Source organism: Streptomyces sp. NPDC057424 (assembly GCF_042803315.1).
Taxonomy (GTDB): domain Bacteria; phylum Actinomycetota; class Actinomycetes; order Streptomycetales; family Streptomycetaceae; genus Streptomyces.
The window spans coordinates 265,053-278,111 of sequence record NZ_JBHVCP010000004.1 but is presented as its reverse complement, the minus strand read 5'-3'; the positions used below and the strand labels follow the sequence as shown (position 1 = coordinate 278,111).

Here is a 13,059-nt window from a genome sequence, read left to right as displayed (position 1 = left end):
ACAGGTCCGAATCCTGTTGACCGGGGCAAGAAGGGCTCGAAGGTCCACTTGATCAGGCACACGGATCATCGACTGGATGTCCCGCCTCGCAGCACTGGAAGGCCGAAGCTGGGTGCGTATCTACACGTGGCGCACGAACACGGGGCTGCACGCCTACTACGAACGGTTGGGATTCGAGCACGTGCGCACAGAGACGCCGTCTCACCGACGTTCCGGGTGGCTCGCTCAACGTCAGGCGGGTGAGCTGGCCCTGCCAGATGACCTCTTGCCGGTGGGCGTTCATGAGCAGCGCCGCAAAGATGCTGCCACACACCTTGAAGTGCCCCAGCAGAGAGCGGACACAGGGCTAAACAACGATTTCACCAGCACTAACGACAATTCAACCTGATTTGACAGCAACGAACGGGACGTGCCCCCGGGTGGTCGGACGCTCCCGTTCGGCTTAATCTGGTGTGTGGTGCGATCGTATGCGAGGGAGGCGTGAGGTCATGGCTTCACAGTCGCCGGTTCGCGGTAATTCAGATCTCTCAGTGTGGGCGAGAGCATGGGAGTCCCGACACGCGATTGAACGGTTGTCGCGTGAACATATGTCAAGATCCGCCCCCTCCCCGCATCGGAAGGATCCTGCTGGGAGACTAAGAGCTGCCCCGTGGCGGCAGTACACTCTGGCACGCATTACCGAACTAGCAGCCCGTGCAAAATCAATACGCGCGACGACCGACCCGGATGACAAGAAGGCACTCGCGTTGTTGGCAGGCGTCGCAACGCTCCTAGATGCTGCCCGCGATGCAGCAGCGCGAACAATATCGAACTTCACTGGCGCGGCTGCGGAACGCGCCTGGGATAACATTCTAGCCGCCGAGGAGATACTCAAAGAGCTGTCGCCGACGGACAGGACAGGCGAGTCATGGTGGCGTAGACACATGTCTAGGTGGGCCGCTTCACCCCATCTTGATAATCCCGCTGGCAGGCTGAAGGCGGCTTCGTGGCGCCAGTTTGCCCTGGCGCATATTACCGAGCTGGATGCCAGAGCAGAGGCACTCCGAAAAACGCTAAATGATGCGCGCGCCGAGGCGCTTCTCGACGGGGCGCAGAAGAATCTTGACGCAGCTCGCGATGCGGCAGCTCGCACCCATGGCAACTTGTCTGGTGCTGCGACCGAGCGAACGTGGAACAACATACACGCTGCTGAATGCACCCTTCTGGAGCTTGCGCCGAAAGAAAACTTGAAGGCCTTGCAGATAGAGGCGCTGTTTCTTGCGCGTCAGAACCTTTCGGTCGAAGATCCTCGATTGTTGGAGTTGGAGGCCTTGCTTGGCGGTACTGCGGCTAGCGCAAATCATTCTGAAGAAAGCAAGAATCACAAGCGTGGCCATAATGGACGGCAGGCCAGTCGGTACGGTAGATATGTTGCCTCTCGTGCGCTTCGAGCCGCCCATGTCGTGGACGCTTCCGATAAAATGCAAGCTCGAAGCTTCCGTAACATATTGTACGGTTCGGCTGTAATGCTTCTCGCTGTAACAATCGGCTTGGCGGTTCTGGGAACTCTAAAGCCATCTGCCTTCGGTGTCTGCTTCTCGCCGAACCCTTCCACGACAGTATGTCCTGCGGGAGGCAATGCGCCAGGCGCGTGGGACCTTCTCCTTGTCGAGGTGATTGGGCTATCGGCCGCTGCTTTGACAGCTGCTATCGCCTTGCGGAAGCTTGATGGAACGTCTACTCCGTATTCAATTCCCTTGGCCTTGACCTTTTTGAAACTTCCGACGGGTGCACTCTCTGCGGTGATCGGAATCACGCTCATAAGTGCTGGGGTGGTCCCGGGGCTCAATAAGCTGGAAACGTCGACTCAAATCTTGGCCTGGGCGGCCATATTCGGTGCCGGGCAGATTGCTCTTACACGCTTCGTTGACGATAAGGGCCAGGAGGTCTTGAGTAGCGTTAGCCCGGCCACGACTGTGGACGCGGGTGACGGAGTAAGTGGAAAAAGCTAGGTCGGCTGAGCGGCGCTGAGGTGCCTAAGGGCTGTCCCGTAAATGACCTACGGGTATTGGCTGGCATGCTCATCCGCCGGGTAGGTCAGCGGTGCCGAGGTCAGTTCTGGTTCACGGGCCAAACAGCAGCCGGGTCACAGTGGGCTGGGCAAGCCAGCAGATAGACCTCATTACCGAGAAAGAGCCCGTAGGTGTCGGCGCCGATGCTGTAGGGCTGCTCCGGTTGGTCAGGGCGGACGGCGAATTCCATGTCCTCCGGCACCTGGCACACATACACCAGCTCAGTGCCGCATGCGCACTGGTAGTGCTCGGGGAACTGCGCCCAGGATGGTACACCGCCCACCTTGAACATCTGGGCTCCCCGCCCCCGCCCGGCAGAGGCATCCGTGAAGGGTCGCAACGTCAGCGGCAGGGCGCGCAGGGAGGGTTCGGGCTCCGCCGCTGGCAGCGCCGCGTCACGCTGGAGCAGTACCCGCCAGAACGGACGTGGATAGGGCGGCTGCGGAGCGTCCCAGTACCGGGGCACGAGCCGGCCGCCGGTCATCTGAGGGTCGGAGGCATCGTTGTGCGCGCGGCAGTGGAAGACCAGGAGGTGGTCTCCGCCGAAAGGTTCCAGGTCCGAAGGGATATCGAGCTGGAAGAACAGCACCATCCGCTCGCCGCAGAAACAGTCCGGCCACTTCTGGTCCTCGTCGAGGAAGGGCCAGCCGCCCACCGAGTTCCGCGTCGGGCGGGCCAGAGGCTCGGTTCCGACCTCGATCGCGTGCGCAGGCAGCCCCACCCGCATGTTCCGCCCACCAGGTTCGACCATCAGGTCAATCTAAGGGATGTACCGATGGCTGCTGTCCGCAGGTGAGATGATCTTGGTGTGGCTGGTGTGATCACGGCGTCGGAGCCGTCCTGGATAGCCCCGTTCACCGGACTGAGCCCGCGGCAGTTCGGGAAGCTGCTGACGGTTCTGCGGCGTGAGGGTGCGGATGCGGTCCGCAAGGGCCGGCCGTGGAGCCTGCCGCTGGAGGACCGGACCCTATCGGTCGCGGCGTACTGGCGCACGAACCTGACGATGCGGCAGCTCGCCCCGTTGTTCGGGGTGTCCAAGTCGGCGGCGGACCGGATCATCGACCATCTGGGGCCAATGCTCGCTCTCCAGCCCCGTAAGCGGTTCGCCAAGGACACCGTGCTCATCGTGGACGGCACCCTGGTCCCCACCCGCGACCACACCGTGGCAGCGCAGTCGAAGAACTATCGGTACTCAACCAACCACCAGGTCGTCATCGACGCCGACACCCGCCTGGTCGTGGTCGGCCGACCGCTCGCCGGGAACCGCAACGACTGCAAGGCGTGGGAGGAGTCCGGCGCCAAGGCCGCTGTCGGCAACACGCTGACGATCGCCGACGGCGGTTACCCGGGCACCGGACTTGTCATCCCGCACCGCCGCGAGCGTGGCCAGACCGAACTCCCGGACTGGAAAGAGGAACACAACAAGTCCCACAAACAGGTCCGCGCCCGTGTCGAGCACGTCTTCGCCCGCATGAAGACCTGGAAGATCCTCCGAGACTGCCGCCTCAAAGGCGACGGCGTCCACCACGCCATGCTCGGTATCGCCCGTATGCACAACCTCGCCCTCGCCGGATAGGCCAGCGGCCCGCACGGCGGCCAACCACTCCCGAGGCCATTCAGAGATCATTTACGGGACAGACCTTAGCCCGGCGCCTGACATGACATCAACGGCTGACATCAACAGTCACGTACACCGACGCACACAGATGCACCGACGTGCCTCCATCACTGCTATCGACGGTGCTGGATGACTGGTCGGCTGAGCGCGCTTTCGGGGTGAACGCGCCTACGGATCATAAGGTTGCAGGTTCGAATCCTGCCGAGTGCACAGCAGACCAGAGGCCCTAACTGATCGTTTCAGAATGCCGCGCTGCGGAGGCGCTGACGGCCGCATGGAACAATCCCTGCAACCACGGGTTTCAGGGGGATGGCGCCGTATGGAACGGGTTGAGGCTGTACGGGACCTCGTGCTCGGTTACGTCCATGCTCTGAACGCGATTGACCAGGCTGTGAGGGTTGCGATCCCCCTCGCTTGAGCGACTGGCAGATGTTCTCGGCCTGGTCCGTTCGCGCCGGTTCAGCCGGAGTGGGCAGGTCGGCGCCTACTCCTACACGGTTCATGGGGCAGGGTGCCGTTTCGTATGCGACAACGGCACTGAGGTCGATGTGGACTTCGCAGCCGATGGGAGCGAGGTCTTCGACCTCTGGCGGCTGCGCTGGTACGGGCTGAGCCTGCCGGAGCCTCTTGACGTCACGGATCAGGACCTGCAGGCCGCAGTGCGCTCCCTGCATCCGCTTCTGACCGAAGTGAGGCCGGGGTGGTTCAGCGTCGCCAATTGATCGCCTCAGGATGAGGTTCGCAGGCGGCGCAGGCATATGAGGCTGCAAGCCAGTTCGAGCAGGCCCTGATGGAGATCGGCGCGTCGCTCGTAGCGGGTGCGGAGCCGTTTGAACTGGTGCAGCCAGGCGAAAGTGCGCTCGACCACCCAGCATATTTTGCCCAGTCCGGAACCGTGGGCGACGCCGCGTCGGGCCATCAGCGGCTTGATGCCGCGCTTCCACAGCAGGCGACGGTACTTGTCGAAGTCGTAGCCCCGATCCGCGTACAGGCGCCGGGGCTTGCGGCGGGGGCGGCCCCGCAGGCCCCGGATTGCCGGGATTGCGTCGAGCAGCGGCATGAGCTGGGTGACGTCGTGCCGGTTGCCGCCGGTGAGGGTGACGGCAAGCGGGGTTCCGTGGCGGTCGACGATCAGATGGTGCTTGGAGCCGGGGCGGGCGCGGTCTTGATGCCTGGCAGCGGCTGTCCTGCGGTGAGGGGGCCAGGGGGCCACGGGTCTACGACTGGGCCGCGGCCAAGCTGCCCACCAACCTGATCTTCGATCCGGATCCGCCGACCCATCACCGCTGGGTGATGACCCGCCGCAGCCTCTCCGACCCCGGCGAAATCGCCTACTACCTCGCCTACGCACCCGTCGGCATCGAGCTTGCCGAACTGGTCCGTATCGCCGGCTCCCGCTGGGCGATTGAGGAGTGCTTCCAAGCAGCGAAGAACGAGTGCGGTCTGGACGAGTACGAGGTCCGCCGCTACATCGGCTGGTACCGGCACATCACCCTGTCCATGCTCGCCCACGCCACCCTGACCGCACTCGCAGCGCAGGCCGACGGCGAGGCAAAGCGAGCAGGAGGCGGGCACCGAGGAGTGATCGACGCTTCTGGCCGCGTTGATGTCAGCCGTTGATGTCAAAGGCCCCCCGGGATGATCCCGGGGGGCCTTTGGCCTGTGTGCACTCGGCAGGATTCGAACCTGCAACCTTCTGATCCGTAGGATCGGGCAGGGCGCCCTGCTGGGTGACGACAGTCTCTGATGCCGATCGCCCAGGTCGGCGGTCGCGTGCGAGCGTGTGCCGTCGTTGCCGTCAGAGCTGCCGTCAAGTCGATGCCCTACGACACCGCCGAGTGTCCGCCCAGGTCGCAGCAGAGCCGCTCCCACCGACCCCACCTGAGTGATAGTGCCCGCAATGTGCACGAGTGGCCAACCAGCGTACGACCCCCTGACCATGCTCGACCCCAGACCTGGCAGGCCACCGACCAAACCCACTCCGCCGACCTCTCACACTTGGCGTTCGCTGTGTTGGCCGGCAGGAAGAGGCGCGGGTTTCCGGCCCTGCACGAACGAACGACGGGGTCTCGTACTGCTTACCGCTTACCCACTAGGGAGTCGAGGACCGGTACACACGCACCAGCACTCGCGAGCCCAGCTAGGAGCGCGCTTGCGGCGCCTGCACCAGTCAAATGGCTAAGGAGGCCCACGATGCTGCCCAGGAATACGGCGGTCAGCAGAAGGACAGTGGTACGCAGGGACAGGAATGGCTCCGGCTCCGGGGCAACAGGTGTCGAACTTGCCTGAGGCGGCATCATCTGAGTCATGCCACCACCCTGGCGCACTGGGAAGCTCTGACCAGTACGGATGGAACAGACCGGCGTCCTACCGGACCATGTTCACCTCACTCCGGAACAGACCAGATCACTGTTCGGTACTGTTCTGCGTCGTTCCGGCCCGTTCGGCACTCGCTGGGCACTACCGTGCACCTCTCGACACATGTAGGGGGGACATGGCTGCGACGGAAGAGACGCCCTATGCGCGAGCGTGTACAGAACTAGGCAGCACGCTGCGCGACCTTCGGCGTCAGGCCGGCTCGCCTTCTCTGGACCGCATCATCAAGTGGGGAGCGAAGGTGATGCCTGGGGCTTCAGTGATGGCTAAAGGCCCCGTGAGTGAAGTCCTGGCTGGCAAGCGAGCTCCACAGACCATCGACCGTCTGCTCTGGCTCGTACGTGCCCTGATGGCATTCGAAGATGGGCAAGAAGTCGAGCCACCAAGCCGTCGGGATCCTGCGCTCGCTCCATGGCGCGAGCGCTGGAACACACTTCAAGACGCGCGCCACGCTCAGCGCACGCCGCGGAGTCAGCTACCTGACCTGCCTCCTGATCACGAAGCACCTAGCAGGTTGTCCAGCCAGCAGGTCCGCACGCAAGCTCGACAACCTCTCACCATCGACGTCCGTCGTGCGTCCGCAGAGCCAGACTGGCCCCTGTCGCTGCGGGTCCTTCTAGCGAGAAGGAATCGATCGCCCATATATCTGGCCAGCGCCCAATGTGACGATTTGATCATCTCCGCTTCATTCTCTACCGCTGACGACAATCTAATCGTCGCCCTCAGCGATGGCGACATTTTGGGATGGGATGTCGTGAACCTTGAGATAGTTCAACGGTTCAACTTGGATGCACAAAACCGAAGGACAGGCAGCATCGCCCACTTCGCTTTCTCTGAAAACGGTCGCCGCTTTGTGTGCGCCCGCATTACTGGACCGTTGACCGTCTGGAATCGAGACGAAAAATCTGGTGAGTACACGCTATCAGATACGCTTAGAGCACCTAAGGTCGAACTGATGTCGATATCCGACAACGGGACTATTGTCTGGGGTGCCGCAGGCTCTGGAATCCACCTTAAGCGGCCAGGCGCTGATGCTATTCACCTCCCGGTGGATCTTTTCCTCACTGAAGGGGCGCGAAATAAACTAACCGCACTCGCCGTGTCTCCGGACGCACAAATGCTGGCGTACGCTACTGGCGATAGAGTAATAGTGGCCTCAGTTGGGGACGTTGTCATGAACCCCGCCACCTTCACGCCGATCTTCGATTCACCCTGCCGCGCTGGACAAGTCAATGCTTTGAAATTTCATCAAGGTGCGAAATTTCTCGCTTGCGCCGGCTGGAGAGGGGTGGAAATTTTAGACTTCCGCAATCATCAACGCACGGCACAAATAGTTCTTGGGGAGGGGCATACTCGGGCAATTGCATTTTCTTTGGAAGGGCACGTAGCCTGTGTTGGCAGTTCAGGAGTTTCGGTTTTTTCACTACGCGACCGGCGTTCGATCTACCGTAAGGATGTCTCAGACGTTTCATCGGTGGCCTTCTCCTTGGATTCCTCCGTTCTTGCCGTCACTCGGCGCCGAGAAGTTGAGCTGTGGTCTTAAGCGCCACACGCAACAAAGTGCCCCTCCGGGGTAGCAAATACGGAGCTGGTCATCCGTCACACCTCAGGTGGGCCTCAGCGATCGCTGTACGGTCTGGTCGCCGCCGTCGCTGATACACCGGTAGGTGACGCCGGTCCGGCAGTGTCCGGCGTTCAGGAAGCCGCGCAGGGTATCGCACCCGTTTCATCCCTCCTCAGGCAGACGAACCGCACCTGCTGTACGACGGTGACCCTTCGGCCGTGGTCGCAGCCCTAAATACCGCTCGCCCTTGACACAAGGACAGGGTCATTGCCCTGCTCGCGGAGCTTGCCCCATTTCCTCCTTCGCAGCCACCATGAACTCTCGACGTGCGCTATGAAGACCCCTCACCAGCTCCGGCCACCGCGTCCCCCACACCCGTTCCGCAGGTTCCGGAGCCGCTTGCTGAACCAGCCACGCCTGTACCTCATCAAACGCTGATTCCATCCGCAGAACGGCCACATCCACCGGCTCCGGACCCAGCAGCGCCACCCGCTCCAACGGCTTCGCCGTCAACTGCCACGCCTGGCCCGCCTTCTTATCGATCTCCGGTTGGAACTCGTCTTCCATGCCGTGGTTGCTCATGTTCATATCAAGTTCATCCCAGTGATCAACTATTTCCTCAAGCGCATCGACAGCTTGGTCCCAGCTATCAAGCAGCTGTACGTACGCCTCCTGACGCTGATTGCGGAGCCACTGGCCGTGTTCGACGTTGGCTTGGTCTGCGGTCTGGCGACGACCGCCGAGGAACCCGATATAGGCACCTCCGAGGACGAAGATGCCTGCTGCTATGGAGCCGATGAGAACAACCCAGATCTGATCCATGCGAAGCATTTTGCATTGAGCAAGGCGTTGGGTGATCCCGCACCCCAGTACATGCAGCGACGCCTGACGGCACCTGTTGATGGCAACGTGGTCGCTCGTGGGTTCGTCCGCCTGCCACTCAGTCCTGACCGGGAGCGGGCCCTCGGCGGCACATCTCGTCAAGGTGACGCGAAAAGAGGGGAACATGCACCCGGCTCCGGATCGGTCTGAGATCCTGGAGACCGATCGAGAGGGGCCGCAGGTATGGAGTGGAAGACCCACGGTGAGCGACAGGTCTACACCAACCCTTGGGTGAATCTGTGTCTGGTCGACGTCCAACAGCCGGATGGACGCAGGTGGGAGTACCACGTCGTCCGCCTCCGGCACCTGGCCGTTGCCGCCGTGGTCAACGACCGCAAAGAGGTCCTGATGATGTGGCGACACCGCTTCATCACGGACTCATGGGCCTGGGAACTGCCCATGGGCCTGGTCGAGGACGGCGAGACCCCGGAAGAAGCTGCTGCCCGCGAAGTCTTGGAAGAGACCGGCTGGCGCCCCGGCCCCATCAAGCCTCTGATCTATGCCGAGCCGGCGAACGGAATCACCGACTCGCAGCACCACGTCTTCCGCATCGACGGCGCCACCTACGCTGGTCCGCCCACGGAGAAGAACGAGTCCGACCGCATCGAGTGGATCCCGCTCTCAGAGGTACGCGGGATGATAGACCGCCGCGAGGTCGTGAGCAGTGGATCGCTCGTCGGTCTGCTCTACCTGCTCATGGACGAAGCGATCCGCTGACGGGCGGGAGGAGTTCCCGTAGCCGTGCCTCGAAAGCCAGAGCTACGGGCTCCTGCCTGTGCGGCTCCAACTGTTCGTAGAACTCCCTGAGATGCCCTGACACACGCTCGGAGGCAACCGCCGACGCGGGCTCAAGAGCTTGCGTGGCGGTGTGGCACGCCTGGTCAAGCTTGCCCTGGTCCAGCTGTGTACGGGCCAGCCAGAACGAGTGGAACGCGCGGCCTCGCTGGTTGGTGTGGTGCTCCCGCCGCAGGGCGTCTGCGATCAGGGGTTCGGCGGTCGCCGCTTCGCCCAGTCGGCCATGGGCGATGCCCGTGTCCACGATGAGCTTCGGCTCATCGAAGTAGGTCACCCATGAGGGGTCCGGATCGCTCGCCCCGATCTGCTCGAATTGGCTGTGCGCTTCCCCGATCGCCCGGTGTGTGTCATCACGGTTGCCGAGGGTGGCATGGGCGAATGCTTCCCGCATGGCCAGCATCGACATAACGCGCGGCGTGCTACCGAGTGCTGACCGAGCCTGGTCCTGGGCGGCGGTCACGAGTGCCAATGAGTCCGCTGGCTTGTCCTGGTAGGTCGCCTGCAAGCTCATACAGGCGAGGACGTTGGCCATGAACTGCCGGTCGTCGATCTCCTTCGCCAGTTGCAGGGCCTCGGTGAAGTACGCGCGAGCCTGGTTGTACTGGCGGGCGTCGAAGTAGGTCCAGCCTGTCAGGCGTGCCAGCTCGGCCGCGATGCCGTACAGGCCGTTCTGGATCGACGGCGGTCGGCTCTCCTTCAAGAGTCCGACGACATAGCGGAGCTGGCCGACGATGGCGGGCCGCAGTGCTTCGCCACCGTGCTGGTCGTCTCGTCGCCAGTAGTCCTCGATGGAGGAGCGGAAGGCTTCAAGCGTTGCCGCGTTCAGGCTCGTTCGAGTGGCGAGTGCCAAGATGCTGTCCACATCGGGACCTGGCAGAGACGCGGGGGCAGGCTGCTCGGCTTCCGGTATCTGGGGTGCCTCGCGCTCGTCGACCACCAGGGCCTGGGGCGTCTCCCACGCTCGGCGGGCAAGCCCGAGCATGTCTCCTGGGATGCGCAAACCGTCTGAGATGCGCTCGATGACATCCATGTGCTGCAAGTGGCGGCGGCCTGCAATGACTTCGCCCACGCGGCTCGGTGTCAGGTCACAACGCCGGGCGATCATCGAGGGGTAGATGCCCGCCCTGACCTTCACCAGCCGGAAGACTCTCGCGAAGTCCCGGACTCGACACGCATCGATCATCTCGGGATCGGTGAGCAGCCTGGCCGGCAGTTCCTGCGGCCGGTCCGGGTCGGGCATCGGCAAGCTCCCACACTGCGAGGGCTACGCAACGTCGCTGGTTCTCTACTTCCCGCGATGTTACCCAAGTTGGGTAATCAGCCTGACCTTTTAGCGACGGCCCTCCGATCGCGATGCTCCCTTGCATGGCGAGCAACCAGCAGACCAGACCAGGCATCGGTGAACTGGCGAAGGACACCGCCAGGGGACGTATCGGCATCGTCATGAGTGAGATCGGCGGCCTAGTGCAGATACGGCCCATCGGCGGCGGCCGGGAGTGGGATGCCCTGCCGGACAAGGTGGTGCAGCCGAGTGCTCGGGAGGAATTGAGCGCCCGCCTTGCCGTCAAGAACGGCAACAGCAGGGACGGCCTGTGATGCGCGCCATCGGCCGATACGCGGGAGTCCTCTTCATCATCATGATCAGCGGGTCATGCGGCCTGGTGATCGGCATGGCTCTCGCTGTCGGCCAGTAGACCGGCCGCCCCGGACGGATGCTCATTCCCCGGTTCCCCCACCGCCGTTCGGGGCGGCCTTCCAACTCCGTAAGTGCCACGCTCCACTACTAGAAGGAGTACTCGCATGACGGCAACGGCGAACGACCAGAGGTCCGGCCGTGCGGTGGCTGGCGAGGAACTGTTCCAGAGTCTCGCTCACTTCGTGGTCGTCCACAACGGGCAGTCACCCGAGCGTGCCGAGCGGATCGCGGATCAGTCGGTCGCCTTCGTGGTCACCGCAGCCACCGCGATCGTCCCCATGGTCCCGTCAGACGACGTGGACCTGGGCCTGCACGCGCTCATCCTGCACACGAAGGAGTACGCCGACCTGTGCGAGCGGTACGCGGGCCGCTTCCTGCACCACAACCCGAAGCCCGGTGGTGGCGCCCGTGATCCGAAGCAGGTCGCCGCTTCGGCACGCGCCATGAAGACGGCGGGCTTCATGGTCTTCGATGACCTGTGGACCGTGAACGGCACGAACCTTGCCCAGTGCGACTCCGACTGCGGCCGCCCGTACGGCCAGGCGTAGCAACACGACAGCAGCGGCGCGGCCGGCCTCGCCTCGTGGTCGGCCGCGTTCCCTCGGAAGGAGAACAGACGTTGTCCGGCTCACCCTCTGAACTGCCGATCGTGGTGCTCGACGCCCTCATGCCCACGTCTCAGCGCCTCGTCCTGAACCGCCGGGGCTCCATGGTCTGGGAGGTGCAGAGCCATCGAGGTCACTACGCCGTCAAGGTCGGCTATCCGATCGAGGCTACGGCCGACTGGCCCGCCCAGCCCTGGACCGCCCTCGCGCCCGCACGCGAGGGTGCCGTGCTGCATCGCCTCGGATTCGACGACTTCGCGTACGGAGAATGGGAGCACGGAACGTGGAACTTCCAGCCGTGGCATGAAGGGCCGGACCTGTACCGCCTGTGGGAGCCCTGCCGTAGCAAAGGCTCGTCCGTCGCACCGCACTCCGGCGTGGCGCTGGGCTGTGTCGAGGCGCTGGCCGAACTGCACGCCAAGGGCTGGGCCCACGGCGACGTACAGCCCGCCCACTTCATCGTCGGGCCGGAGCGGACGCATCTCATCGATCTGGCTCTAGCCCGAGGTGGGCACGTCCCCGAGGGATACGACTTCCCGTTCCGCGGCTGCCTCGTCCACTACGAAGCACCGGAGATTGCGCGCAGCGTGCTCGCCACAGGGGAAGCCGAGCCCACACCGGAAGCCGACATCTACGCCCTCGGCGCCTCCCTGCTCATCTCGGCCACCGGTTGGCGGGCCGTCGAGTACCCGGACGACGCTCCGCGGCCCGTCCAGAGAGAGGCCGTGGCCAACGGCAGACGTCGCCCCGTCAAGGCGTCCGGTGAGTTGGGCGAGTTGATCGAAGCGATGCTCAGCCATGCTCCCGAAGACCGGCCAACCATCTACGAGGTGGGTAAGGCCCTGAGCTGCCTCTAGAGCCCGGTTCGCCCGGCGGCGCTCGCATAACCAAGACCAACAACAAGAGACCGGACCACCCCTCAGCCTGGACAGCATTCCGGGTGGTCCGGTCGCGGAAGCCCTGTTCAGGACCCCGGTGCCGATGGTAGCCGGGGCAGTTGGCGTGCTCGGATGCGGGTGCGGACCCTCGGCTTCATCTTGTCCGACGAGGAAGGGCCTTGACCTGAGCCACCGAAAGTCAGCCATGACGGCGGGCGAGCCGAACGAACACCCGCCACGTGTGCTTCCAGCAACCACTCGCCGGCCTCAACCACGCTTCTTCCAAACGTCACGGCCTGGGCCTCGATCTCGCATGAGCGTTGCCGACATGCCCTGCGACTCCATCGGCCGTGCGGATGTGAGCTGTGGGCGGTCTGGTGGCGCGGTCGAGCTTGACGCGTCCCGGCCTGGTCCTGGTGCTCGGAGTGGGCGCGTTGCTTCCTGGTCTGGTTGTCCGCCCTGGCGGTTGTGCGCGCTGAGCGGCGGGGGGCCGCCGGAGCGGTGGCGGAGACAAGGAGCGGCGGCCGCCCCCGGCCCCCCCCCCCCGCGGCCCCCCCGAATCCCGGCGCCGGGAAAAAGAAAGGGGCGGCCCCG

Annotated in this window: 12 protein-coding genes and 2 pseudogenes; 10 read left to right on the top strand and 4 right to left on the bottom strand. The window is 63.7% G+C overall.

Annotated elements, in window-relative coordinates; genetic code table 11:
* Positions 1-76: 76 nt before the first annotated feature.
* The gene (locus ACFU3E_RS06430) at positions 77-388 is read left to right on the top strand and encodes a hypothetical protein (protein WP_384152894.1); all 312 of its coding nucleotides are present in this window, start codon (positions 77-79) and stop codon (positions 386-388) included.
* Between the two features lie 361 nt (positions 389-749).
* The gene (locus ACFU3E_RS06425; RefSeq protein ID WP_384152891.1) at positions 750-1,991 is read left to right on the top strand and encodes a hypothetical protein; all 1,242 of its coding nucleotides are present in this window, start codon (positions 750-752) and stop codon (positions 1,989-1,991) included.
* A 100-nt stretch (positions 1,992-2,091) separates the two neighbouring features.
* Here the strand turns inward: ACFU3E_RS06425 and ACFU3E_RS06420 are convergent, their stop codons facing one another.
* Positions 2,092-2,802, bottom strand: a complete 711-nt coding sequence (locus ACFU3E_RS06420; RefSeq protein WP_384152888.1) for a hypothetical protein — start codon at positions 2,800-2,802, stop codon at positions 2,092-2,094.
* Between the two features lie 57 nt (positions 2,803-2,859).
* On the opposite strand from ACFU3E_RS06420, the gene ACFU3E_RS06415 reads away from it, so the two are divergent.
* Complete coding sequence (locus ACFU3E_RS06415) at positions 2,860-3,627, top strand: transposase (RefSeq protein ID WP_384152885.1); 768 nt, start codon at positions 2,860-2,862, stop codon at positions 3,625-3,627.
* Between the two features lie 440 nt (positions 3,628-4,067).
* Positions 4,068-4,391 (top strand): DUF6896 domain-containing protein, encoded by a 324-nt coding sequence (locus ACFU3E_RS06410; protein WP_384152882.1) that lies wholly within the window; start codon positions 4,068-4,070, stop codon positions 4,389-4,391.
* A gap of 5 nt (positions 4,392-4,396) precedes the next feature.
* Here ACFU3E_RS06410 and ACFU3E_RS06405 read toward each other — a convergent pair.
* Positions 4,397-4,834: pseudogene (locus ACFU3E_RS06405) on the bottom strand (IS5 family transposase); the annotation flags it as partial.
* Positions 4,835-4,962: 128 nt separating this feature from the next.
* Here ACFU3E_RS06405 and ACFU3E_RS06400 point away from each other — a divergent pair.
* Together ACFU3E_RS06400 and ACFU3E_RS06395 are read left to right on the top strand one after the other, a co-directional pair.
* A pseudogene (locus ACFU3E_RS06400) lies at positions 4,963-5,289 on the top strand (IS701 family transposase); the annotation flags it as partial.
* Between the two features lie 1,426 nt (positions 5,290-6,715).
* A complete protein-coding gene (locus ACFU3E_RS06395) occupies positions 6,716-7,588 on the top strand; it encodes a WD40 repeat domain-containing protein (protein ID WP_384152879.1) in 873 nt (290 codons plus the stop codon).
* 285 nt (positions 7,589-7,873) lie between these two features.
* On the opposite strand, the gene ACFU3E_RS06390 is transcribed toward ACFU3E_RS06395, so the two are convergent.
* Entirely contained in the window at positions 7,874-8,431 is a 558-nt protein-coding gene (locus ACFU3E_RS06390; RefSeq protein WP_384152876.1) for a hypothetical protein, read from the bottom strand.
* 243 nt (positions 8,432-8,674) lie between these two features.
* Between ACFU3E_RS06390 and ACFU3E_RS06385 the strand changes: the two genes are divergently transcribed.
* On the top strand, positions 8,675-9,208 hold the full coding sequence (locus ACFU3E_RS06385; RefSeq protein WP_366049322.1) for an NUDIX hydrolase: 534 nt from the start codon (positions 8,675-8,677) through the stop codon (positions 9,206-9,208).
* On the opposite strand, the gene ACFU3E_RS06380 is transcribed toward ACFU3E_RS06385, so the two are convergent.
* Positions 9,186-10,526, bottom strand: a complete 1,341-nt coding sequence (locus ACFU3E_RS06380; RefSeq protein ID WP_384152873.1) for a hypothetical protein — start codon at positions 10,524-10,526, stop codon at positions 9,186-9,188. The genes ACFU3E_RS06385 and ACFU3E_RS06380 overlap by 23 nt on opposite strands.
* A gap of 113 nt (positions 10,527-10,639) precedes the next feature.
* Here ACFU3E_RS06380 and ACFU3E_RS06375 point away from each other — a divergent pair, with 113 nt between their 5' ends.
* The 3 genes from ACFU3E_RS06375 (at position 10,640) to ACFU3E_RS06365 (ending at position 12,444) form a co-directional block, all read left to right on the top strand.
* Entirely contained in the window at positions 10,640-10,882 is a 243-nt protein-coding gene (locus ACFU3E_RS06375; RefSeq protein WP_384152870.1) for a hypothetical protein, read from the top strand.
* A gap of 204 nt (positions 10,883-11,086) precedes the next feature.
* Positions 11,087-11,530, top strand: a complete 444-nt coding sequence (locus ACFU3E_RS06370) for a glycine-rich domain-containing protein (protein ID WP_384152868.1) — start codon at positions 11,087-11,089, stop codon at positions 11,528-11,530.
* A gap of 71 nt (positions 11,531-11,601) precedes the next feature.
* Positions 11,602-12,444, top strand: a complete 843-nt coding sequence (locus ACFU3E_RS06365) for a protein kinase (protein ID WP_384152865.1) — start codon at positions 11,602-11,604, stop codon at positions 12,442-12,444.
* Positions 12,445-13,059 lie beyond the last annotated feature (615 nt).

What these genes read in the sequence shown, in the direction of transcription:
- ACFU3E_RS06380 (WP_384152873.1), bottom strand. Translation starts at nt 10,526, where the DNA reads ATGCCCGACCCGGACCGGCCGCAGGAACTGCCGGCCAGGCTGCTCACC.
- ACFU3E_RS06430 (WP_384152894.1), top strand. Translation starts at nt 77, where the DNA reads ATGTCCCGCCTCGCAGCACTGGAAGGCCGAAGCTGGGTGCGTATCTAC.
- ACFU3E_RS06375 (WP_384152870.1), top strand. Translation starts at nt 10,640, where the DNA reads ATGCTCCCTTGCATGGCGAGCAACCAGCAGACCAGACCAGGCATCGGT.
- ACFU3E_RS06370 (WP_384152868.1), top strand. Translation starts at nt 11,087, where the DNA reads ATGACGGCAACGGCGAACGACCAGAGGTCCGGCCGTGCGGTGGCTGGC.
- ACFU3E_RS06420 (WP_384152888.1), bottom strand. Translation starts at nt 2,802, where the DNA reads ATGGTCGAACCTGGTGGGCGGAACATGCGGGTGGGGCTGCCTGCGCAC.
- ACFU3E_RS06385 (WP_366049322.1), top strand. Translation starts at nt 8,675, where the DNA reads ATGGAGTGGAAGACCCACGGTGAGCGACAGGTCTACACCAACCCTTGG.
- ACFU3E_RS06390 (WP_384152876.1), bottom strand. Translation starts at nt 8,431, where the DNA reads ATGGATCAGATCTGGGTTGTTCTCATCGGCTCCATAGCAGCAGGCATC.